Source organism: Streptomyces cinnamoneus (assembly GCF_014650495.1).
In the GTDB taxonomy this organism is placed as follows: Bacteria; Actinomycetota; Actinomycetes; order Streptomycetales; family Streptomycetaceae; genus Streptomyces; species Streptomyces cinnamoneus.
The window spans coordinates 133,419-155,208 of record NZ_BMVB01000012.1; the positions used below are offsets into that span (position 1 = coordinate 133,419).

Consider the following 21,790-nt stretch of genomic DNA (forward strand, 5'->3'; position numbering starts at 1 on the left):
GGCCGGCACCTCCCGGCTGCCACTCCTTCGCACCCCCTGTCGTTCCTCAGCCCCCCGCGCCCCCGCGGGGCAGACCACCGAGGCACACATGCTCAGCACAGCGGCCCTTCTGGCGCACACCCCGCCCCAGCTCCTACCGGCTCGTGAGCTGATGGCCTTCACCCTGGCCTCGCACATCCTGCTGGTCCCGTTCGGTGTGGCGCTGCCGTTCATCACGGTGCTGATGCACCACCGGGCGCTGCGCCGCAACGATGCCGTCGCCCTGAAGCTCGCACGGCGCTGGTCGGCGGTGATGGCCGTCCAGTTCGCCATCGGCGTCGTCACCGGCACCGTGCTGTCCTTCGAGCTCGGCCTGTTGTGGCCCGGCATGATGGGCCGCTGGGGCGACGTCTTCGGCCTCGGGTTCGGCGTCGAGGCATGGGCGTTCTTCCTGGAGGCCGTCCTGATCGCGATCTACCTCTACGGGTGGCGCCGGCTCAAGCCCTGGACGCACTTCTGGCTGGCCGTACCGCTGCCGGCGACGGCCCTGATGGGCGCGTTCGGCATCATCGCGGCCAACTCCTGGATGAACACCCCGCAGGGGTTCGGCCTCGACGCCCAGGGCGATCCCGTCGACGTCGATGTGCGGCAGGCGGTCTTCACGCCGATGTTCGGCCCGGAGTACTGGCACTTCGTGGTCGCGATGTTCATGACCGCCGGCTACGTGGTCGCCGGCGTGTACGCGGCCGGCTGGCTGCGCGGACGCCGCGACCGGTACCACCGGCTCGGCTTCACGCTGCCGTTCACCGTTGCGGCGATCCTCACGCCGGTCCAGTTCATGCTCGGCGACTCCGCCGCTCGTGCCGTCTTCCACAAGCAGCCGGTGAAGTTCGCCGCCACGGAGATCGTCTGGAAGACGGACACCCATGTGCCCGAGTACATGTTCGGGCGGCTGAACAGCGACGGAACGATCTCCGGCGGACTCAGGATCCCCCAGCTGGACTCGATCCTCGCCGGCTTCAAGCCCAGCACCCAGGTGACCGGCCTGACGTCGGTGCCGGCCGCCGACCGCCCCACCGCCGCCCAGGCCACCATCGCCCACTGGGCGTTCGACATCATGGTCACCATCGGCAGCCTGCTGATCCTGCTTTCCCTCTGGTACGCCTGGTCCTGGCTGCGGCACCGGGACCTCCCTCGCAGCCGCTGGTTCTTCCGCTGCGCCGCCCTCGCGGGAGCCGCGTGCCTGGTGACCGTGGAGTGCGGCTGGATCACCACGGAGGTCGGCCGCCAGCCCTGGATCGTCTACCACCACATGAGGGTCTCGGAGGCGGTGACCGCCACCAGGGCCGGATCGTTGTGGGCGATGCTCGGCATCGTCATGGCCGTGTACGCGGCCGTGTTCGGCGCGTTCCTCGCGGTCGTCCTGACGATGCGCACTCGCTGGCGCATCGCGGACGAGGGCCCGGCCGCCGTGCGCGCCGCACTGCCGCCCGAGACCGACACCCCCTATGGGCCCAGAGGCGAGCCCGAGCCGGCAGCCGCAGGGGCCGCACCCGGTGGCGGGTCCGGCCGCACGTCCGGCGGTGCGTCGTGATGGCCGGTCTCATCGCCTGGGTCATGGTGCTCGCGATCGCCGCCTACGCCTGTGCCGGGGGCACCGACTACGGCGCGGGCTTCTGGGACCTCCTGGCCGGAGGGGCGGAGCGGGGCCGGCGGCCCCGCCGGCTCATCGATCACGCGATGGAGCCGGTCTGGGAGACCAACAACGTCTGGTTGATCTTCGTCTTCGTCATCATGTGGACCGGCTTTCCGAAGATGTTCCAGGCCGTGTTCGAGGCGATGTGGCTGCCCCTCGCGCTCGCGGCCGTGGGCCTGGTGCTCCGCGGCGCCGGGTTCGCCCTGCGCAAGCCGTCCCGCCGTCTGGCCCAACGACGGGTCTTCGGTGCGATGTTCGCCATCTCGTCGCTGCTCACGCCGTTCTTCCTCGGGGCGGTGCTCGGAGGCATCGCCGCCGGTCGGGTCGCGGTGGGGACCGACGCCTCCGCGGACGCCTGGGCCCATCCGACCTCCGTCCTCGCGGGTCTGCTGGCCATCGCCGCCACCGCGTTCCTCGGGGCGGTGTTCCTCTGCTCCGACGCGCGGCGGTTCGGCGCCGACGACCTCGTCGACTACTTCCGGCTGCGGGCCCTGCTGGCCTTCTGCGCCGTCGTCGTCCTCGCACTCATCGGCCTGCCCGTCACCCATGACGACGCCCGGTACGTCTGGGAGGGCCTGACCGGGGGCGTGGGCCTGCTGCTGATCGTCCTGGCCGCGGTCTGCGGTCTGGCCACCGTGCTGCTTCTGCTGCGCCGGTCCCACGGCTGGTCCCGCTGCACCTCGGTGGCCAGCGTCGCCCTGTCCGTCGCCGCGTGGGGCTTCGCACAGCGGCCCTATGTCCTGCCCACCTCGCTGACGGTGGCCCAGGCGGCCGGCGCCGCCCACACCCTGCGCTGGCTGGGCATCGTCACGGTCATCGCGGTCGTGCTGGTCGGCCCGGCGCTGGTGCTGCTCTACCGGCTCGACACCATGGGCGAGCTGGAGCCGCTCACCGACGCCGACACCCGGGCGGCCAGAGCGCCCGGGGACAACCCGTAGCGGCGCTCCGTCGGCTCCGTCGCGGCCTGCGGCGCCCCGTCAGCCGAGGCGGGCGGCGATGTGGTCGCCGACCCGCAGGGCGTTGGCGATGGCGGTGAGCGACGGGTTCACCGCGCCGATGCTGGGGAAGAAGCCCGTGTCGACCACGTAGAGGTTGTCCAGGTCGTGGGCCTTGCAATGGATGTCCAGTGCGGAGCTGCCCGGGTCGTCGCCGAAGCGGACGGTGCCGGCCTGGTGCGCGGTGGCGCCGATCGGCATGCCCTTGTGCAGGTAGATGCTGTGCGACAGCAGGTGGTGCTCGTGCATGCCCAGGTGGCTCAGCATGCCCTGCAGTTTGTGCTGGAGGCGCTTCAGTCCCGCGATGTTGTTCTTCTCGTCGAGGGCCAGGTGGATGTCGTCGTTCTTGTCGAGGGTGACGCGGTTCCCGGGGAGGGGCAGGTCCTCCCCGCACAGCCAGAAGTCGACGGCGTGGTGGGCCAGCGTCTCGAACGGCATGTCGGGCGTGACTGCGCCGGCCCAGCGCGGCGCCTCGCCGTGGATCTGGTCGGCGTCCGACTTGCCGAGCATCTGGATGCCACCGAGCGGGTAGTCCCAGTCGTCCGCTCCCAGGTACCAGTCGTGGAGCGCCAGGGTCTTCTGGAATCTGGTGGGGTTCGGTTCCTTCGACACGGCCATCAGCGCCAGGTTGTTGTGACGCATGTAGTGGCGTCCCACCACGTCCGAGCTGTTGGCCAGGCCGCCGGGGTGCTTGTCGTTGGCCGAACGGAGCAGGAGGACAGCGGAGTTGACCGCGCCGCAGGCGACCACCACGATGTCGGCGCTGTAGGACTCGGTCGTTCCGTCTCCGAGCTCGGCCACGACCCCGGTGACGGTGCGTCCGGTCGGGTCGGTCTCCAGGCGTCGTACGTCGGCGCCCGTCACCATCGTGACGTTGTCGTGCTTCAGCGCCGGGTCGACGCAGATCACCTGTGCGTCGGACTTGGCGCCCATCAGGCAGGGGAAGCCGTCGACCCGGTCGCAGCGGATGCACACGCTGGAATGGGTGGCCCCGCCGTTCTCGTCCTGGGTGAGGTTCACACCGATGGGCAGGTGGAAGGGGTGCAGTCCGCGCTTTTCCAGGTCGTCGCTGAGCTGCTGGATGCGCGGCTCGTGTTCCACCGGTGGGTGGGGGTACTGGCCGCCGGCCGGACCCTCGGTGGGGTCCTCGCCGTGCCGCCCGTGCACCAGATAGAGCTGCTCGGCCTGCGTGTAGTACGGCTCCAGATCCTCGTAGCGGATCGGCCAGGCGGGTGAGACGCCGTCGTGGTGGCGCAGCTCGCCGAAGTCCTCGGGCCGGAGACGGAAGAGGGCGGCGCCGTAGAACTTGGTGTTGCCCCCGACGTAGTAGTTCACCTCCGGGGGGAACTCGTTGCCGTGCTTGTCGTACCAGAACTCGGGGGCACGGTACTTGCCCTTGACGAAGACCGCGGTGGAGTCCCAGTTGTCCCGCTCCCGCGGCAGGTAGTCGCCGCGCTCCAGGATCAGGATCCGCTTGCCGGTGGGGGCCAGCCGGTGGGCGAGCGTGCCGCCGCCCGCTCCCGTGCCGATGATGATGACGTCGTGGTGATCGTCGGCCATGCGGAGAACCCGTTCTCGGAGTCGTGGCTGCCCTGGCCGTAGTGCCCTGAGGGCCCTGCGCTGCAGCGCGCCGGACACGCACGCGCGCAATCGGGACGTTCAGCATCAGATATGAAGCTATCGGGCGGTCCCGGGAGCGGCGACCGTACGGGAGCCGATCAGGTGTGCCTTCACCGGAGACGTCAGAGGACGGCGATCGGGTTGACCGGTGAACCGGTGGCGTCCGGCAGCCGCAGGGGGGCGATCACGCAGAGGAACGACCAGCGCCCCTCGGCCTCGCAGACCGGCGCCAAGTCCTCGAACTGCAGGTAGTCCAGCAGGTGAAGGCCCATGGCGTGGATCGCGAGCACATGCACGGGGAAGCCGATCCCCTCGGTGGAACTCGGGGCCGTGTCGTTGTTGCCGTCGCCGCCGAGTACGGCGACCCGCCGCTCCGCCAGGAACTCCATCGCGGACGGATGGAGCCCCGCGCGCGCATCCGCCGCGTGCCACGCGCCCAGCTCGTTCCGGCGTCTGCGGTGGCCGACCCGGACGAACAGGAGATCGCCCTCACCCACGTGTACGTGCTGGGCGGTCTCGGCCGCGGTCAGATCGTCGGCGCTCACGTGATCGCCCGGTTCGAGCCACGGCACGCCACGGAGCCGCGGGACGTCCAGCAGTACGCCGCGGCCGACGATCCCGTCGTGAGCCACTTCGACGGAGAGCGCCTCGGCGCCGCCCGGCGTGACGCTGCTCGCGGACACGCCGCCGTGCAGCGTGCCGTCGTAGATCACGTGGCACAGGGCGTCGAGGTGGCTGTCGGCGTCGCCGTGCACGTTCATGGCGAAGCTGTCCCTCGCGAAGTGGAGCCCGCCCGAGGCATCGTCCCCGGGCCGCCCGGTCATCCGGTGCCTCGCCGGCTCCGGGTTGTCCGGACCGGGCAGGGTCTCCACGGGCGCGGCGAGCGTCACCGTCCGGCCGGTCCGCACCTCGCGGGTGGCGGCCAGCACCCGGGCCGGAGTGAGTGCGTCCAGTGCACCCCTCTCGCCCCTGGCCCAGGCGGAGCGCGAGAGCAGGCGCCGGTACAGCACGTCGAACTCGGCCGCGGTCAGCCGTGGCGGTCCTGCCGGACGGGCATGCGCGGCCATGGGTCAGCGCCCGTCCTCCGCGTCGAGCGCCTCGTCGAGGGTGATGGCGGCCATGATGAGGGACAGATGGGTGAACGCCTGGGGGAAGTTGCCCAGTTGCTCCCCGCTCGGGCCGACCTCCTCGGCGAACAGTCCGACGTGGTTGGCGTAGGTCTGCATCTTCTCGAAGGCGTAACGGGCCTGGGGCAGCCGCCCCGCCCGGGCCAGGGCGTCGACGTAGAGGAAGGTGCACAGACTGAACGTGCCCTCCGAGCCGCGCAGCCCGTCCGGTGACGCCGCCGGGTCGTAGCGGTAGACAAGGCTGTCGGAGACGAGCTTGCGGTCCATCGCGTCGAGCGTGGAGAGCCAGGCCCCGGACCGGGGGGCGATGAACCCGACCCTGGGCATGAGCAGCAGTGAGGCGTCCAGGACGTCGCCGTCGTAGTGCTGGACGAAGGCGCGTTCCTTCTCGCTCCAGCCGCGTTGCATGACCTGCTCGAACACGGCGTCCCTCGCCTTGCGCCACCGCTCCAGGTCGGCGGGTCTGCGGAAGTATTCGGCCAGGCGCAGCCCGTGGTCGAAGGCGACCCACGACATCAGCCGGCTGTAGGTGAAGTTCTTGCGGCCGCCGCGGGTCTCCCAGATGCCCTCGCCCGGCCGGTCCCAGTGGTCGGCGAGCCAGTCCAGTGTTCTGGTGAGTGCCTGCCATCCCTCGTAGCTCGCCTGCTGTGCGATCTCGCGCCCCTGGGACATCGCGTAGAGGGCCTCGCCGTAGATGTCGAGCTGGAGTTGGTCGGCCGCGCCGTTGCCGATGCGGACGGGGGAGGAGCCGCGGTAGCCCTCGAAGTGATCGAGTGTCTCCTCCGGCAGGTCGGGATCGCCGTCGACCCGGTACATCGTCTGGAGCGGCTCTCCCTCCTTGCCCTGGCGCTCACGCAGCCTGTCCACCAGCCAGTGGACGAAGGCGGTGGCCTCCTCGGCGAAGCCGAGGTCCAGCATGGCCCGCACGGACAGCGAGCCGTCGCGTACCCAGGTGAACCGGTAGTCCCAGTTCCGCTCGCCGCCGACCTGCTCGGGCAGGCCCGTGGTGGCCGCCGCGATCAGGGCGCCGGTGGGGGCGTAGGTGAGGAGCTTGAGGGTGATGGCCGAGCGGTGCACCAGCTCGGGCCACCGCCCCCGGTAGCGGGACTGGCGCAGCCACCGATGCCAGAACCGGGCGACTTCCGCCATCTGTGCGGTGAGCCCGTCGGCCGTGAGGGGTGCGGGCGCCTCGCCACCGGACGCGCAGACGGTGAACACGGCCCCGCCGGACTCGCCGGAGTTCAGCGTCACCTTTCCGCGCACGTCCTGGCCGTCCCGCTCCAGCGGAAAGCTGGTCTGCAGGTGCGCGTCGATCCCCGGGGCCCGGAACAGAGCGCGGTTCGCGCCGAGTTCGAGTTCGTGCCCGGCCCGGCCGTAGTCGAAGCGCGGCCGGCACTCGAGCGTGAAGTCGACCGTTCCCCGCACGGCGCGGATCACGCGGACCAGGGTGTGCCGGTCGGTGGCGGTGCGGGTTTGGTCCGGGGGCATGAAGTCGACGACCTCGCCCACGCCGTCCGGCGACATGAACCGGGTCACCAGGATCGCGGTGTCGGGGTAGTAGAGCTGCTTGCGGGTCTCGTCGGGGTGCTCGGGGGCCAGCCGCAGGTACCCGCCGCGGTCGTGGTCGAGCAGCGCAGCGAAGATGCTGGGCGAATCGAACCTGGGAGCGGCGAACCAGTCCACGACACCCTGCGACGACACGAGCGCGTTGGTCTGCAGGTCGCCCACCAGGCCGTGCTCGGCGATGGGAGGGTAGCGGTCCATGGGCTGGCTCCGAAGTCTCGGGAGAGGCCCCCTGTGTCCACTATCCGGCTCCCCGCTGGGCCTTGCCACGCCGCAGCGGCCGACGACCGCACGCCCAGGGCCGCCGACGGCGACGGCAGTCCGTGGGCGGCACCCGTACGGCGCAACGGCGGCGGCTGCCGGGACACCGCAGCCGGGGCTTGGCCCTGCGGCCGAAGCGACCGCGGCCGCGGCGACCGTTTACGTCTTCAACCTGATAGTCCTTCCCGAACGGGCGCGCAACCCCGACGGCGACGCGGTCGAATGCGACATCCTGGCGGGTGCGGCCAACGCCGTGCTGCGCGGTCTGCGCGAGCTGGAAATCGACCGCCGTGGCTCATCATCGAACCGGTCGAGACGGCCTTCTCCGGCACCGCGGCCGAGGCGGAGAAGCAGCAGCTCGGGGTGCTCGCGCACGCGCCCGTCTGGGAGGAGGTCGAGGCGCGCATCCGCGCCGAGGGCACCTATCTGCCGAGCTTCTACGTCTATCCGGTCAGCGCGGGCGTCATTCGGAGCGGTGGGAATCATCACCAACTCCCCGATCCTGATCGTCGCGGCGATGGTCGTCGGACCGGAGTACGGCGCCATCACCAGCGTCGCGCTGGGCATCGACCACGGCAACCGCACCAGGATCCGCCGGGGCCTGTTCGCCCTGACCGCGGGATTCCTGCCGGCCGTCGTGGTGACCTTCCTGTTCTCCTGGACGATCCGGGGCCTCGGCCTTCAGCCCGAGGCGTTCGACCTGGGCATCAGGCCGGTCTCCACACTGATCGACGCCCCCGACGTCTTCTCGGTCGTCGTCGCGGTCCTGGCCGGCGTCGTCGGGATCGTGTCGCTGACGCAGGCCCGGACGAGCGCGCTGTTCGGCGTCTTCATCTCGGTCACCACCATCCCCGCCGCCGCCGACATCGGCGTCTCCTGCGCGTTCTCCAGCTGGAGCGAGGCGCGCGGATCCCTGATCCAGCTCCTGCTCAACATCGTGCTGCTGATCGTGGTGGGCGTGCTGACCCTCAGGTTCCAACGGGCCGTCTGGCGGTACATCGGCCGGCGCAGCGGGCGCTCCGGCGGCGGATGAGACCGCCGTCCCGTCCGGGAGCAGCCCAGTGGGCGAACGCCCCGGGCGATCGCGCCCGCGCGAACGTGTCGCGCTTGACCGGGCCGGTGCGGGGCCGCACGCTCCCGAGGTGGAGGCCACGTCCGCGGGCCGCCATCGCGCCCATGGCCGAGGACGCCGGCCGGGCGGACCGAGGAGGCCACACGTGCAGGAGAGCCGCACCGGACGGCAGCTGACCCTGCGCCACGGTGCGCACAGTGCGGTCGTCGTCGAGCTGGGCGCGGCGCTGCGGACGTACTCGGTCGGCGAACGCACCGTGGTCGACGGATTCGCCGCACACGACCGGATCACCGGCGGGCGCGGCCAGATCCTGGTGCCGTGGCCCAACCGGATCCGGGACGGCCGCTACCGGTGGGACGGGCAGGACCTCCAGGTGCCGCTCACCGAGCCGGCAAGCGGCAACGCCATCCACGGACTGCTCCGGTGGACGTCGTGGCAGGTCGTGGAGGCGAGCGACAGCCGGGCCGTCCTGGAGGTTCCGCTGTGGCCGCAGCCGGGCTACCCGTTCCGCCTCCACCTCCGCGCCGAGTACGCCCTGGGCGAGGGCGGGCTCGCCGTCGCCGTCACCGCGCGCAACCTCGACGCGAGCGCCGCCCCCTACGGCTTCGGCCAGCATCCCTACGTCACGGCGGGCACCGCGGTCGTCGACCAGTCGGTGCTGACCGTCCCCGCCCGGACGTGGCTGCGCACCGACGAGCGCGGCCTGCCGGTGGCCGCCGAGCCGGTCGCGGGGACGCCGTACGACCTGCGGACACCGCAGCCTGTCGGAGCGCGCCGGCTGGACACCCCCTTCGGCGACCTCGACCGGGACGAGGACGGGCGGGCCGTGGTGCGCCTGGCCCATCCGTCGGGTGCGTTCGGCACGGACGTGTGGCTCGGCGAGGGAGCCGACTACGTGCAGCTCTACACCGGCGACACCCTCCCACCGGGGGAGCGCCGGCGCGCGGTCGCCGTCGAACCGATGACCTGCCCACCGGACGCCTTCCGCAGCGGCACCGCTCTCGTCCGCCTCGGTCCGGGCGAGCGGCACACCGTCCGGTGGGGGATCACGCCATGGGGGGAATGACGCCGCCCTCATGGCCCTCGCCCTGATCCCCGCCGTGCCCGCCACGCGGCGAAGGGACCCGCCGTGACGACGGATCAGATCCTCATGGGAGTGGGCCTGACCCTGATGCTCGCGGTCGGCTCGCAGGTCCTGGCGAGCCGCCTGCGCATCCCCGCCCTCATCGTCCTGCTGCCGGTCGGCTTCGCCGCCGGCGCGCTGATCGACGACGTCAACCCCGAGCGGCTGCTGGGGGCGGCGTTCTCCCCGCTGGTGTCGCTGGCCGTCGCGGTGATCCTCTACGACGCGGGCCTCGGGCTGGACCTGGCGAGGATGAGGGGCCACAGGCGCCGGGTCGTCTCCAGGCTGATCTGTATCGGAGTACCGGTCACATGGCTGCTCGGCGCGCTCCTCGCCGCGCCTTTGCTGGGCATGTCCCGGCGGGCGGCCGTCATGACCGGCGCGATCCTCGTGGTCTCGGGGCCGACGGTCGTCGGACCGCTGCTCGGCTTCGTGCGTCCGAAGGACCGGCTCCAGCACATCCTCGTCTGGGAAGGCTCCCTCATCGACCCGGTCGGAGGCATCCTGGGAGCACTGGTCTTCCACGCGGTCACGGCCAGTACGGGGCACTACTTCGACAGCGTGGCCGCGGGTTTCCTGACCGGTGTGGGGATCGGAGCGGCCGGCGGAGTGGCCGGGGCGGCTGTGCTGTGGGGGCTGTTCCGGGCGCTGCCGCTCGGTGAGGTGCTCGGCACCACGGTGCAGCTCGCAGCGGTGATCGGTGGGGCGGCCCTTTGCGACGTCCTGCGCGAGGACACGGGACTCATCGCCGCCGTGATGATGGGCCTGGCCGTCGCCAACCTCCCCGGCATCGACGTCCCGGCGCGCCGGCCGTTCTTCGAAACCCTGGTCACCGTGATCCTGGGCCTGCTCTTCATCTCCATCTCGGCCACCGTCACCCCGCAGTCGCTGCGCCATGTGGGGCTGCCCGCGCTCGGGCTCGCCGCCTTTCTGGTGCTGGCCGTCAGACCGGTGGTCGCGGCGGTGTCCACCCCCGGCACGGACCTGACGCGCGGTGAGAGAGGCTTCATCGGCTGGATGGCGCCGCGTGGCATCGTCGCGGCCGCCACCGCGTCGACGTTCTCGGCCGGTCTCGCGGCCCAGGGGATCGGCGGCGCAGCGAAAATCCTCCCCGCCACGTTCGTGGTCATCGTCGCGACCGTGACGCTCTACGGCCTGACCGCCTCGCCCGTGGCCCGGCTCCTGGGCGCCGTGCGCCCCTCCCGCTCGCGTCCGCTGCTGGTCGGCGGCGACCCGTGGGTGGTCGACCTCGGTGTGGCCCTGCGGTCGGCGGGGCTGGAGGTCGTGATGTGGGCAGGGCGGGAGCAGCAGCGCGAACGCATCAGGCAGGCAGGGATCGAGCTCGCGCCGGGCGAACTACTGGCCGCCGTCACGGGCCAGGGCGCTGAGCTGGAGGGCATCACGGCGGTGTTCTTCCTCACCGCCGAGGACGACTTCAACGCACTGGCGGCGACGCTTCTGCGCGGCAGCGTGGAGGGGGTGGTCCACCGCCTCGCCGCACCGCCCGAGAGCCACGGCGTGGTGGCGCCGTTCGTCGGTGGCGAGGTCCTGTTCGGCGCGGATCTGACGTGGCCGGCCTTTTCCCGCAGGTACAAGGACGGGGCGGCCGTCCTGGCGCAGCCCGCCGGCACTGCTCTGCCGCCCGGTTGCGACCTGCTGTTCCTGGTACGCCCGGACGGGCGCCTCGATCCGGTCACGGACGCGGGCACACCGCCGCCCGGGCCGGGGGACACGGTGGTTCTGCTGGCCCCCGGCAAGCGGGGCACCGCGCGAACACCGGAGCGGGCCGGCCGCTGAGGGGCTCGTGCGCCCCGCTTGGGCGGCTTCGGAATGCCCGCGTGAGGACGGTGTGCCAGGGTGGGAAAACGCCGCCCGGAGCGGGTGACGCGGCGGTCGGGGTTCGCCGAGGACAGCCGGTGGAATCACCTCTCGGGTCCGCGTCGCGAGGAGGCAAGGCGCATGCCGGACGCCACGTCAGGACCCACGGACGCGCCGCCCCCGGATCCGCTCACGGTCCTCCGGAGCCGCAATTACGTGCTGCTCCTGGTGATGGCCGCGGTGGTCGGCGTACCGGTGACCGCGGCGGCGTTCGGCTTCCTCGCACTGGTCGCCGCACTCCAGCCGATGCTCTCCACCGATCTGCCCCAGGCGCTGGGATTCCACGGCACGCCGCCTTGGTGGCCGCTGCCCCTGCTCGGCACCGGGGGACTGCTCGTGGGGCTTACGGTGCACTACCTGCCGGGCAAGGGCGGTCACGAGCCGGCGGAGGGGTTCACGCCCCAAGGCGCGCCCACACCGATCGAGCTCCCCGGCATCTTCCTCGCCGCCCTGGCGACTCTGGCCTGCGGTGCGGTGCTCGGACCGGAAGCGCCTCTCATCGCTCTCGGCGGCGGACTGGCCGCGGGCGCCGCGCGCCTCGCCAAACGTGATGCCCCGGAGCAGGCGATCGCAATGATGGGAGCGGCGGGCAGCTTCGCGGCGATCAGCTCTCTGCTGGGGTCGCCCCTGCTCGGAGCGTTCTTCCTGATGGAGGCATCGGGACTCGGTGGACCGATGATGGCCCTGGTGCTGGTGCCCGGCCTGCTCGCCGCGGGCATCGGTGCGCTCCTCTTCATCGGCCTGGGATCCTGGACCGGGCTGGGCACCTACTCGCTGGCGCTCCCCGACCTGCCCGAAGCCGTGACGCCGACGGTCGCGGAATTCGGCTGGGCGCTCGTCATCGGACTGTCGGCCGCCGTCGTGGCTGTGGGAATCCGGTGGCTCGCCGTTCACCTGAAGACGCACGTCGAACGCCGGCGTGTGCCGGCCACGGTGGTCATGGGCCTGGTCGTGGGGGGACTGGCGATCGCCTATGCGGAGAGCACGGGCAAGCCGCAGAGCGACGTGTTGTATTCGGGCCAGACGGCGCTGGGTCCGTTCCTCGCCCACAGCACCGCGTATTCGGTCGGAGCACTGCTGCTCCTGGTGGTGTGCAAGGGCCTGGCCTACTGCGCCTCGCTCAGCAGTTTCCGGGGAGGCCCCGTCTTTCCCTCGATGTTCGTGGGCGCGGCGGGCGGCATCCTGCTCTCCCACCTCCCGGAGCTGTCCCTCGTGGCGGGGTTCGCCACGGGCATCGGAGCGATGAGCGCCGCGATGCTCGGACTTCCACTGGTCTCGGTCCTGCTGGCCACCCTGCTGCTCGGGTCGCAGGGGCTCACCGTCATGCCGTTGGTGATCGTCTCGGTCGTGGTCGCGCATGTCGTGTCCACCAGGCTCACCTCTCAATTCTCCCTGAAGCCGGAAGGCGACCGCGGCGTGCAATCCGCTCGATCTCCGGGCACAGCCGACAGTCACCGCATCCAGCGATGAACCCCTCTTGAGTGCCCCAACCAATCCGGTGAACCAACCTCGACCGCTGTTCCTGGAATTGGCTGGTTATGATCGGCACCCACTCCGCAAACGGCCTGCTGTGTTTTACGAGGACTGATGACTCCCACAGGATCCGAAGGCCCGGGCGAGCCGGTACGAAGAAGCCGACGACGGACCGTGCGCCTGCGTACCTTGCTCGTCTGGCTCGCGGTGGTGCCCACCGTGGCGATGGGCGTCCAGGTTCTCATCAGCTCCGATCGGTCGGTGCAGGAGTCCCGGCACCTGCGCAAGGACGTGGTGGCCGGCCGGCAGACCGGCGTACCCCTGTACCGGCTCATGACCACACTGCAGGCCGAGCGCGCGATCACCGCCGCGTGGTGGTCGGGCATGCCCGTGTCCGGGACCGATCTGCGCGGCCGCCGGGCCGACACCGACCGGGCCGTGGCCGTGTTCCTGAAGTCGTCGGACCCCGATCAGCTCCACTCCGACCGGGCGAAGGACCGCCTCCACGACGTCGCGCGGCGACTGGCCGACCTGGGTGCCCAGCGCGAACGCACCGACGCACGCCACGGCAGCCCGGACGACACCGTCGGCTACTACACCGACGTGATCAGCGGAACGATCCGTTGCTACGGAGACTTCGGCCACATCGACGACGGCGGGCTCACGCGGGAGACGACCTCGCTCGTGGCCCTGTTCTCGGCAGCGGAGGTGGTGGCTCGCGAGGATTCCCTCCTCGCACTGGCGGGCCCCTCCGGAAAGCTGACGTCCGCCAGGTTCGGTGAATTCGTCGAAGCCGTCGGCGCGAGCGGCTACTTGTACGACACGGTCGCCCTCGACCTGCCCCTCGACGACCAGAACGCCCTCCAGCAGATCCTCACCTCGAACGCCTGGCAGACCAAGTCCCGCATCGAGAAGGCGGTCGTCTCCGAGCACCGGGACGTCTCTTCCGGCGTCGTGCTGCCACCGGCCGTCGGCGACTGGCGGGCGGCCTACGGCACCCTTTCCGCCCAGTTGAACACCCTCGACGAGAGCGAGCTGCACGAGCTGCTCGCCCACGCCGACGACCGGGCGGCGCAGCTGGACGATCAGGTCGTCCTGCTGGTGGCCGCCAGCGGTGCCGCCCTCCTCGTGGTCGTCGCCGTCGTGGTCTTCACCACGCGTTCGGTCCTGCGCCGCCTGCGCTCTCTCCACGACCGCACGGTGACGGTCGCCGAGGAGACCCTGCCGGACGTCGTGGACCGCCTCCAGCGCGGAGAGGCCGTCGGCACCGATGCACTGCCGCGGCCGGAGGGCGAGCAGGACGAGGTCGGGCGGATCAGCGACGCCTTCGCCCACGTCGTCGCCGTATCCGTCGAGGGACATCGGAAGCTCGCCGACGAGCGACAGGGCTTCAGTGTGTTCGCCTCCGGGATCGCCGCACGGACCGGGAACCTCGTCAGCCGGCAGCTGGCCCTCACCGAGCACATCCAGGACACCTTCGGCCAGGACGAGGCACTCCTCGCCGAGCTCATGAGGTCCGATCAGCTCACGGTGGGCATGCGGAGGCAGATCGAGAACCTGCTCATCCTGGCGGGTGGCGAGATCCCCGACCCCCACATGGACCCCATGCGCATCGCCGACCTGCTGCGGGAAGCGGCCGCCGAGGTCGAGGACTTCCGGCGCATCGACCGGCACGCCATGGACGAGACCAGTGTGGAGCCCGGCGTGATCAGCCAGCTCAGCCACCTCCTGGCAGAGCTGCTGGACAACGCCACGCGCTTCTCCCCGCCGACGGCGAGGGTCGCCATCCGGTCCGAACTGGTCGGCGACGGTCTCTGCATCGAGATCGAGGACCGTGGCCCGCGGGTGACCGCCGAGAGGTACGAGGAGATGAACGGCCGCCTGCACTCGGCCCCGCCGTACTCCGTGCTGGCCAGCAACGCCCACCGGCTCGGCCTCTTCGTGGTCGGCCACCTCGCCGACCAGCTCGGGGCGACGGTCACGCTGCGCCGGTCGGCGTTCGGTGGAACGTCCGCCGTAGTGATCGTCCCGGGTGAGCACCTCGTGCCGACCCAGGAGGGCACCGCGGCGCCCGGTCCGGCGAAGGAGTCCGCGCCCGCACCGCAGCCCGCCGGGGAGCCACGGCCGAAGCTCGTCCAGCAGAAACGGTCCGGCGGTGCGGCGGACGACCCCGCTCCCAGCGCCTCGGAACTGCCGCGCCGCCCGCGGAAGGAGCAGGCGCGGCAGGCCGGGACCCCGGAGCCGGAGGCGTCGGCCCGGTCCGGTTCCGGGGACGTCCCCGGCCGGCCGGCTCTCCCCGAGCGCGTCCCGCAGACCCACATGACCCAGCGGCTCCGCGAGCCGCGTGCGGCCGAACCGGTGGGCCGGGACGCCGCCACGCCCGAAGAGGTGGCCGACGCCTGGGCGGACTACGAAGACAGCACCAGGCAAGTGGAACTCGAGCTCCGACAGGACCAGCCATGACGACGACACAGAACGATGCGATCTACAGCATCCTGGACAACAACCTGAGCAGGATCGCGGGGATCCAGGGGGCCGTACTCCTGTCCAACGACGGGATCAAGCTCAGCGCCTACATGCTGGAGCGGGACCAGGCCGAACGGGTCGCCGCGGCGGCCTCCGGCATCGCGTCCACCATGAAGGCGATCTCGCGGGAGATCGACGGTGGCGGAGTGGTCCGCCAACTCGTCGAGATGGACGAGCGGTACCTGTGCATCGTCGGGTGCGGATCGGGCAGCACGCTGATCGTGGTGGCCTCCCGCAAGGCACGGCTCGGGGAACTGGGCGGCGAGACGGTCCGCGCCGCGCAGGCGCTCGGCGAGTGGCTGGACACCCCCGAACGCTCACAGGCGCCCACGTCGTCATGACGGCCGATCCCCAGCCCGGACGGCGCCGCCGGACGCGGTTGTACGCCCTCACCGACGGGCGCACGGCCGCATCCCGCCGTGGCCTGACGATGGACACCGTGATCACGGCGACCGCCGACGCCGACCACGGTCACGGCAGTCTGCCCACGGAGTGGCGGGAGATCCTCACCATGTGCGCGCCGCCGGGCGGACGGGCGGTCGCCGAGATCGCCGCCCGGATGCGGATGCGTCTGACTCCCATGGTGCTCCTGCTCGGCGAGCTGCTGGAGCGCGGCCTGATCCGTCACCGGCCGCCGCTGGACGCCTCCGAGACCTCCAATGTCCACCTGCTCATGAAAATCAGAGACAACCTTGCCCGACTATGACACCGCCGCACCGGAAGCGTCTCCCGTCAAGATCCTCATCGCCGGGGGCTTCGGAGTCGGCAAGACGACCCTGGTCGAAGCGGTCTCCGAGATCGATCCGCTGCGCACCGAGGAGCGGCTGACGTCCGCCGGCGTCGGGGTCGACGACCTCGACGGCATCGAGGGCAAGACGGCGACCACGGTCGCGATGGACTTCGGCCGCATCACCCTCACCGACGCCAACGTGGTCCTGTACCTCTTCGGCACACCGGGTCAGGAACGCTTCTGGTTCATGTGGGACGACCTGCTGTCCGGGGCGCTCGGGGCGATCGTCCTGGTCGACACCCGGAGACTGGACCGCAGCTTCCCCGCCATCGACTTCTTCGAGAGCCGCGGACTGCCGTTCGTCGTCGGCGCGAACTGCTTCAACGGCGAGCAGCCGTACACCACCGAGGAGATCAAGGCGGCCCTGCACCTGAGGGACCCGGACACCCCCGTCCTCCTGCTCGACGCCCGCTCCCGGGAGGACGTCCGCGGCTGCTTGCTCTCGCTGCTGGACCGGCTCATCACCCAGGCGCGCGTCACCGCGCCCGCCTGACCACCTCGCCGGACCGGGGGAGACGCACCCTCTTGAAGGGGCGGCGCTTCGCGGTCACTGTGGGGGCATGTCCGCCCTCGTCCTGCAGCGCTCCGTGCACGGTGACGGCCCGTACGAGGCCGTCGCCGTGCACGGGTGGTCCGCCACCCGGGCCGGGAGCCGGGTGACGTGCCGGTGGTAGAGGGTGCCGCGGGTGCGGGTGCGGGTGCGGGTGTGCCCGATGTGTTCGATCCCCGGGTCTATGCCGACGGGCTGCCGCACGCCGCCTACCGGTTGCTGCGCGACCGGCACCCGGTGGCCTGGCAGGACGAGCACGAGGTGCTCGGCTGGCCCGCCGGTCCCGGTTTCTGGGCGGTCACCCGGCACCGTGACGTCCTGCGCGTCCTGAAGGACGCGCCTACCTTCTCCTCCTGCCTGGGCGCGACGCAGATCCGGGATCCCGCCCCCGCGGACCTGCCGTTCGTCCGGCGCATGATGCTCAATCAGGACCCGCCGGACCACGGCCGGCTGCGGCGGCTGGTCAGCCACGCCTTCACGCCCCGTCGCGTCGAGCGCTTCACGGCCGCCGTGCGCCGACGGGCCCGCGACCTGCTGACGGCGGCCGCCGACGCGGCGCGGTCCGGGGACGGAACGTGTGACGTCGTCGCCGCGGTCACCGACGAGTTCGCCCTGCTCAACCTCGCCGACCTGCTCGGGGTGCCCGCAGCCGACCGGGGAATGCTGCTGGGCTGGACCCGGCGCGTCATCGGCTACCAGGACCCGGAGGAGGCCGGCCCGCCCGAGCCGGGGCCGGACGGCAGGCCCGCCGATCCACGTTCCCCCGCCATGCTGGGCGACATGTTCGGCTTCGCCCGGGACCTGGCCTCCTTCAAGCGGCGGCATCCCGGTGACGACGTGATGACCGTGCTCGCGTCGGACGGTGATCTGGAGACGGCCGAGCTGGAGATGTCCTTCTTCCTGCTGACCATCGCGGGCAACGACACCGTCCGCAGCGCCGCGCCCGGCGGCCTGCTGGCCCTGGCCCGGCACCCGGACGCCTACGAGCTGCTGCGCAGGGGGGACGTGGGTGCGGCGGCCTGTGCGGAGGAGTTGCTGCGCTGGCACCCGCCGGTGCTCAGCTTCCGCCGGACCGCGGCCCACGACACCTGCCTGGCCGGCCGGCGCATACGCGCGGGCGAGAAGGTGGTCGTCTTCCACGGCTCGGCCAATTACGACGAGCGGGCCTTTGCCGCGCCGCACCGCCTGGACCTCTCCCGGACGCCCAACCCCCACGTCTCCTTCGGGAACGGCCCCCACGTCTGCCTGGGTGCGCACTTCGCTCGTCTGCAGCTGCGGGTGTTCTACGAGGAGGTACGGAACCTCCTGCCGTCCTTGTGCCTGGCCGGGCAGCCGCAGCGGCTCGTCTCGAACTTCATCAACGGCGTGAAGTCGCTACCGCTGTCCCTCGCGGCACCGGCTCCTCCTCCGCCTCCGCCTCCTCCTCCGGCACTTCCGTCCTGACGGGCCGCGAGGCCGTGGCCCCGCGTAACGCGGCTACGTGCACCTTGATCGCGAGACGGACCGTATCGTATTATCGTTCCGATCTCAGGTACTCGCGGGAGGAGCACCCCATGCACCACTTCATCGATGTCGCACCCGGCGTACGGCTCTGGGCGGAGGAACGCGGCGCCGCCGCCGCCCCGCCGCTTCTGCTGATCATGGGCGCGCAGGCGTCCGGCATGGGGTGGCCCGACGAGCTGGTGGACGCGCTCGCCGTGCACCATCGCGTGATCCGCTACGACCACCGTGACACCGGCCGCTCGCCCTGGGCCTTCGACGAGCGGCCGTACGCCGTCACGGAGCTCGCCCGTGACGCGGTCGCCGTGCTGGACGGGCTCGGCATCGACCGCGCCCACATCGTCGGGCTGTCGCTGGGCGGCATGCTCGCGCAGCTCCTGATCGCCGATCACCCGGAACGGCTGCTCAGCGCGACGCTCATGGGTACGTGCGCGCTGAGCACCGCTCCCTGCACGAGCCCGGACGGGACCCGGCTCGCCCCCGAGGAACTGCCCGGCATCGCCCCCGAGGTGCTGGAGATGTGGTCCCGGCCGGTCGAGGACCACGGGCCGGAGGCCGAGCTGGATCGCCGCGTCGAGCACTGGCGGGTCCTGTCCGGCGGGCAGCTGCCTTTCGACGCGGACTACTTCCGCTCGCTGGAGCGCAGGATCATCGAGCACACCGGGCACCATCGGACGAACACCGCGCACGGCAGCGCCGACAGCTCGGGCATGCTGCGCACGGACGAACTCGCCGCCACCGACGTGCCCACCCTCGTCGTCTCCGCCCCCGCCGAACCGGTCTTCCCGCCGCCGCACCCCCAGCACCTCGCCCAGGCCGTCCGCGGGGCGCGCGTCGTCGAGATCCCGGGCATGGGCCACGCACTGCCGCGCGACGTGCTCGGCCCGCTCACCACGGCCATCCTCGGCCACACGGGCGCGAAGGGCAGATGAGCCAGGGGCGGCAGCCCTGGAGGACGCCGCCCCACAATGCGGAGCGACAGCTTCAGTATGGTCGGGGCATGGCCTTCGGAAGAGACAGGAACAGCGAGCCGCCGGTTGCCGTCGTCGACTGGCGGGGCGTCCACACGTTCTCGATAGACATCGTGGAGCGGGAGACCGGTCCGCAGCGTAAGCGTCCTGTGCTCGGCCCCAATGCCGTGCGCGTGCCCAGGCGCGAGGGCCAGGACCGGGTCAAGGCGCCCTGTGCCTTCTTCCGCTCGGGCGTCGTGGGTGTCCGTGACGTCGGCCGCGTGCTGTACGAGGACCGGGAGGCGCGGCAAGTCCTGTGCGCGATCGAGGAATGCGACGCGGAGGGTGACGAGCGCCGCTACAGCGTGCGGGACGGCCGGGGCCAGGAGGTCGGGGTGATCCGTCGGGTACCTCCGGCGAGGAAACTGTTGCGGCACACCTGGCGCATTCAGCAGGCGGGTCACGCGGAGATCGTGGGACGCAACAAGTGGGCCGCCATCGCGCCCAAGGAGGTTGCGGCTCGCGCCGCGGGGAAGTTCCTCGGCGGGTTGGTGGAGTCCGCGATGTCCCTCGGACACGACGACGGCCAGGTCAAGGAACGGACCCTGCTGTGGCTGGCGGGCGAGGAGCAGGTCATGCAGTCCGTGGGCCAGGAATTCCAGATCAAGGCTCGCTGGCTGGACCGCAGGCTGGCGTTCGCCGTCGCGACGTTCGCCGACCGTTGACGGCTCATCGCTTTTCGCAAGGAAAGGAACGAGTCCTGTGGATCCGTGCAAGCAGAGAGGCACTCTGTCCCTCGCCCTCGCGGTAGCCGGGCTCCTCGCCGTCGTGCCGTGGGTGGCCGCCTGCGACACGAAGGGCGTGCCGTCCGGGCACACCGCATCGAGTGGTGGTGCCGACCGTGCGCACGCCGACGTGTTGTTCATCGGTGCCCACCCCGACGACGAGTTCCAGTCCCTGGCCACGTTGGGGCGTTGGAGGGAGAGGGACCGGCTCGGCAGTGCGGTCGTCACCGTCACCCGGGGCGAAGGCGGCAGCAACGCCGTCGGCCCCGAGGAGGGTGCCGCCCTCGGGATGATCCGCGAGACGGAAGAGCGCAAAGCCGTCGGGATTCTCGGGATCCGCGACGTCTACTACCTCGACAAGCCCGACTTCTGGTACACGCTGAACGCGCCTCTGACCGGCACCGTCTGGAACCGGCAGCCGCAGCGGCCGACCGACACACTGGAACGGCTGGTCCGGGTGATCCGGGCCACCACCCCGAAGACCGTCGTCACCATGGACCCACGGCCCTTCAACCAGCACGGCGCGCACCAGCAGGCCGGGCGCTTGGCCATCGAGGCGTTCACCATGGCCGGCGACCCGAGGGCGTTTCCCGGGCAGATCGCCGAGGAGAAGTACCGGCCCTGGAAGCCCGCCCGGCTCCTGACGCAGAGCTGGGGCTTCAAGGGCCCCCTGGGGTCGCAGTGCGACGGCAAGCGGATCGACGACAAGAACACCGGGCTGCCCGTCCTCGGCGTCTGGCCGGGCGAGCGGTCCTCCGGGGGGAAGACCTGGGCCCAGCTGGAACGGGACGCGGCCCGTACGTACAGGACGCAGGGCTTCCTCTCGCTGCCGGAGGACGTCGGGACGCCGCTGCAGGAGATGCCGTGTGAATGGTTCACGGTCGTGGCCGAGAACGGAATGCCCCTGCAGGCCAAGGAACGCGCCCAGTCCGGCCTGCGCCCCCAGTACGCGGAATTCCGGGACTGGGCCCGGCGGATGAAGATGCCGTGGCTGGCCAACGACGCCCAGCCCGCCGACCCGGACCGTCCCTCCACCACCGCCCCCGAGGTCGCGAAGGCGCCGGTCGTCAACGGCACGGCGGACCCCGGCGAATATCCCGGCGCGGCAGTGGAGCTCACGCGCTGGGAGGGTGCGCGCTGTTCCTCGGCGATGGACTGCGCGGCCGATGCCTGCTTCGCCCGCCACGGCGACGACCTGTACGTCCTGGTGCACGTCACCGACGACAAGAAGGGCGCCGCGCTCGACGGCACGAACGACTGCAAACGGCACTGGCGCACCGACTCCGTCGAGATCGACCTCGACCCGCAGGGCCGCTCCGACGACACCTCCACCACCTTCAAGGCCGCCGTCCTGCCCTTCACCGCGAACGGGGGAGGAGCCTGCACGGAGCGCGACGGCGACAACCGGCAGGGTCCGGCGTCCTCGACCGCACCGGGGATGGTCGCCGTGTCCACGGTCACCGAGCCGTACCGGGGCTACACGGTGGAAGCGAAGCTCCCGCTCGCCGGCCTGCCCGCGCCCGTCGACCCCGACCGCCTCCGCGCGAACGTCCTCCTCTTCGACTCCGACACCCAGGACAGGACGGGCCACTCCCGGCTCGCATGGTCCCCGTCCGGCAGCGCCCAGGCCGATCCGTACGTCTGGGGCGGCCTGGGCCTTCCCGGCTACGTTCCCCCGCCCGGACGTCCGACGCACCCTGCTGCCATTCCGATGGAGGCGGCCCAGAGCGAGCATTCGGAGGCTTCCCGCAGGCAGTCCGAACGCACAGGGGTCCCCCTCGGCTGCGGCCCGCGACGGATGCAGTGACGTAGCCGAGGTGCCTACCTGTCGTGTGAGCTCCCGACAGCGGTGGTGTTCACCCGTCAGGGGGAACGCCGCCGGGGCTCGCCGGTCGGAGGGCC

16 protein-coding genes and 1 pseudogene are annotated in these 21,790 nt (G+C 71.5%); 14 read left to right on the forward strand and 3 right to left on the reverse strand.

Translation table 11 applies throughout. The annotated features are described in order from the left end of the window. Window positions 1-88 precede the first annotated feature (88 nt). Entirely contained in the window at window positions 89-1,573 is a 1,485-nt protein-coding gene (locus tag IE182_RS19065; protein ID WP_190111067.1) for a cytochrome ubiquinol oxidase subunit I, read from the forward strand. Beyond that, entirely contained in the window at window positions 1,573-2,613 is a 1,041-nt protein-coding gene (locus IE182_RS19070) for a cytochrome d ubiquinol oxidase subunit II (RefSeq protein ID WP_190111068.1), read from the forward strand. The genes IE182_RS19065 and IE182_RS19070 overlap by 1 nt, the downstream gene beginning before the upstream one ends. Window positions 2,614-2,652: 39 nt before the next feature. Here the strand turns inward: IE182_RS19070 and IE182_RS19075 are convergent, their stop codons facing one another. From IE182_RS19075 to IE182_RS19085, 3 genes are all read right to left on the reverse strand, one after another. Next, window positions 2,653-4,230 (reverse strand): GMC oxidoreductase, encoded by a 1,578-nt coding sequence (locus IE182_RS19075; protein WP_190111069.1) that lies wholly within the window; start codon window positions 4,228-4,230, stop codon window positions 2,653-2,655. A 182-nt stretch (window positions 4,231-4,412) separates the two neighbouring features. Then, window positions 4,413-5,357 carry a cyclase family protein gene (locus IE182_RS19080; protein WP_190111070.1) on the reverse strand — a complete coding sequence of 315 codons (945 nt, stop codon included), beginning with the start codon at window positions 5,355-5,357 and terminating at the stop codon, window positions 4,413-4,415. A gap of 3 nt (window positions 5,358-5,360) precedes the next feature. Next, window positions 5,361-7,181 carry a glycoside hydrolase family 15 protein gene (locus IE182_RS19085; protein ID WP_190111071.1) on the reverse strand — a complete coding sequence of 607 codons (1,821 nt, stop codon included), beginning with the start codon at window positions 7,179-7,181 and terminating at the stop codon, window positions 5,361-5,363. 223 nt (window positions 7,182-7,404) lie between these two features. Here IE182_RS19085 and IE182_RS19090 point away from each other — a divergent pair. From IE182_RS19090 to IE182_RS19145, 12 genes and pseudogenes are all read left to right on the forward strand, one after another. Further along, window positions 7,405-8,274, forward strand: a pseudogene (locus IE182_RS19090) (DUF389 domain-containing protein); the annotation flags it as partial. A gap of 184 nt (window positions 8,275-8,458) precedes the next feature. Further along, window positions 8,459-9,379 carry an aldose 1-epimerase family protein gene (locus IE182_RS19095; RefSeq protein WP_190111072.1) on the forward strand — a complete coding sequence of 307 codons (921 nt, stop codon included), beginning with the start codon at window positions 8,459-8,461 and terminating at the stop codon, window positions 9,377-9,379. 63 nt (window positions 9,380-9,442) lie between these two features. Next, a complete protein-coding gene (locus IE182_RS19100; protein ID WP_190111073.1) occupies window positions 9,443-11,233 on the forward strand; it encodes a cation:proton antiporter in 1,791 nt (596 codons plus the stop codon). A gap of 162 nt (window positions 11,234-11,395) precedes the next feature. Continuing rightward, window positions 11,396-12,784: a chloride channel protein gene (locus tag IE182_RS19105; protein WP_190111074.1), complete on the forward strand. Its 1,389-nt coding sequence runs from the start codon at window positions 11,396-11,398 to the stop codon at window positions 12,782-12,784. Window positions 12,785-12,961: 177 nt separating this feature from the next. After that, entirely contained in the window at window positions 12,962-15,250 is a 2,289-nt protein-coding gene (locus IE182_RS19110) for a sensor histidine kinase (protein WP_229844935.1), read from the forward strand. Next, complete coding sequence (locus tag IE182_RS19115; protein WP_190111076.1) at window positions 15,247-15,654, forward strand: roadblock/LC7 domain-containing protein; 408 nt, start codon at window positions 15,247-15,249, stop codon at window positions 15,652-15,654. Before IE182_RS19110 ends, IE182_RS19115 begins: the two co-directional genes overlap by 4 nt. Next, window positions 15,651-16,019, forward strand: a complete 369-nt coding sequence (locus IE182_RS19120) for a DUF742 domain-containing protein (RefSeq protein ID WP_190111077.1) — start codon at window positions 15,651-15,653, stop codon at window positions 16,017-16,019. The genes IE182_RS19115 and IE182_RS19120 overlap by 4 nt, the downstream gene beginning before the upstream one ends. Next, window positions 16,006-16,596, forward strand: a complete 591-nt coding sequence (locus tag IE182_RS19125) for a GTP-binding protein (RefSeq protein ID WP_190111078.1) — start codon at window positions 16,006-16,008, stop codon at window positions 16,594-16,596. The genes IE182_RS19120 and IE182_RS19125 overlap by 14 nt, the downstream gene beginning before the upstream one ends. A 213-nt stretch (window positions 16,597-16,809) precedes the next feature. Next, complete coding sequence (locus tag IE182_RS19130; protein WP_308432135.1) at window positions 16,810-18,096, forward strand: cytochrome P450; 1,287 nt, start codon at window positions 16,810-16,812, stop codon at window positions 18,094-18,096. 110 nt (window positions 18,097-18,206) lie between these two features. Next, window positions 18,207-19,085 (forward strand): alpha/beta fold hydrolase, encoded by an 879-nt coding sequence (locus IE182_RS19135; protein ID WP_190111079.1) that lies wholly within the window; start codon window positions 18,207-18,209, stop codon window positions 19,083-19,085. 68 nt (window positions 19,086-19,153) lie between these two features. After that, window positions 19,154-19,828: a hypothetical protein gene (locus tag IE182_RS19140; protein WP_190111080.1), complete on the forward strand. Its 675-nt coding sequence runs from the start codon at window positions 19,154-19,156 to the stop codon at window positions 19,826-19,828. Between the two features lie 37 nt (window positions 19,829-19,865). After that, complete coding sequence (locus IE182_RS19145) at window positions 19,866-21,695, forward strand: PIG-L family deacetylase (protein WP_229844936.1); 1,830 nt, start codon at window positions 19,866-19,868, stop codon at window positions 21,693-21,695. The last annotated feature ends 95 nt before the right edge of the window (window positions 21,696-21,790 follow it).

Coding starts and splice junctions, on each gene's coding strand:
- IE182_RS19085 (WP_190111071.1), bottom strand. CDS start 7,181: ATGGACCGCTACCCTCCCATCGCCGAGCACGGCCTGGTGGGCGACCTG.
- IE182_RS19075 (WP_190111069.1), bottom strand. CDS start 4,230: ATGGCCGACGATCACCACGACGTCATCATCATCGGCACGGGAGCGGGC.
- IE182_RS19135 (WP_190111079.1), top strand. CDS start 18,207: ATGCACCACTTCATCGATGTCGCACCCGGCGTACGGCTCTGGGCGGAG.
- IE182_RS19140 (WP_190111080.1), top strand. CDS start 19,154: ATGGCCTTCGGAAGAGACAGGAACAGCGAGCCGCCGGTTGCCGTCGTC.
- IE182_RS19105 (WP_190111074.1), top strand. CDS start 11,396: ATGCCGGACGCCACGTCAGGACCCACGGACGCGCCGCCCCCGGATCCG.
- IE182_RS19120 (WP_190111077.1), top strand. CDS start 15,651: ATGACGGCCGATCCCCAGCCCGGACGGCGCCGCCGGACGCGGTTGTAC.
- IE182_RS19065 (WP_190111067.1), top strand. CDS start 89: ATGCTCAGCACAGCGGCCCTTCTGGCGCACACCCCGCCCCAGCTCCTA.
- IE182_RS19080 (WP_190111070.1), bottom strand. CDS start 5,357: ATGGCCGCGCATGCCCGTCCGGCAGGACCGCCACGGCTGACCGCGGCC.
- IE182_RS19115 (WP_190111076.1), top strand. CDS start 15,247: ATGACGACGACACAGAACGATGCGATCTACAGCATCCTGGACAACAAC.
- IE182_RS19070 (WP_190111068.1), top strand. CDS start 1,573: ATGGCCGGTCTCATCGCCTGGGTCATGGTGCTCGCGATCGCCGCCTAC.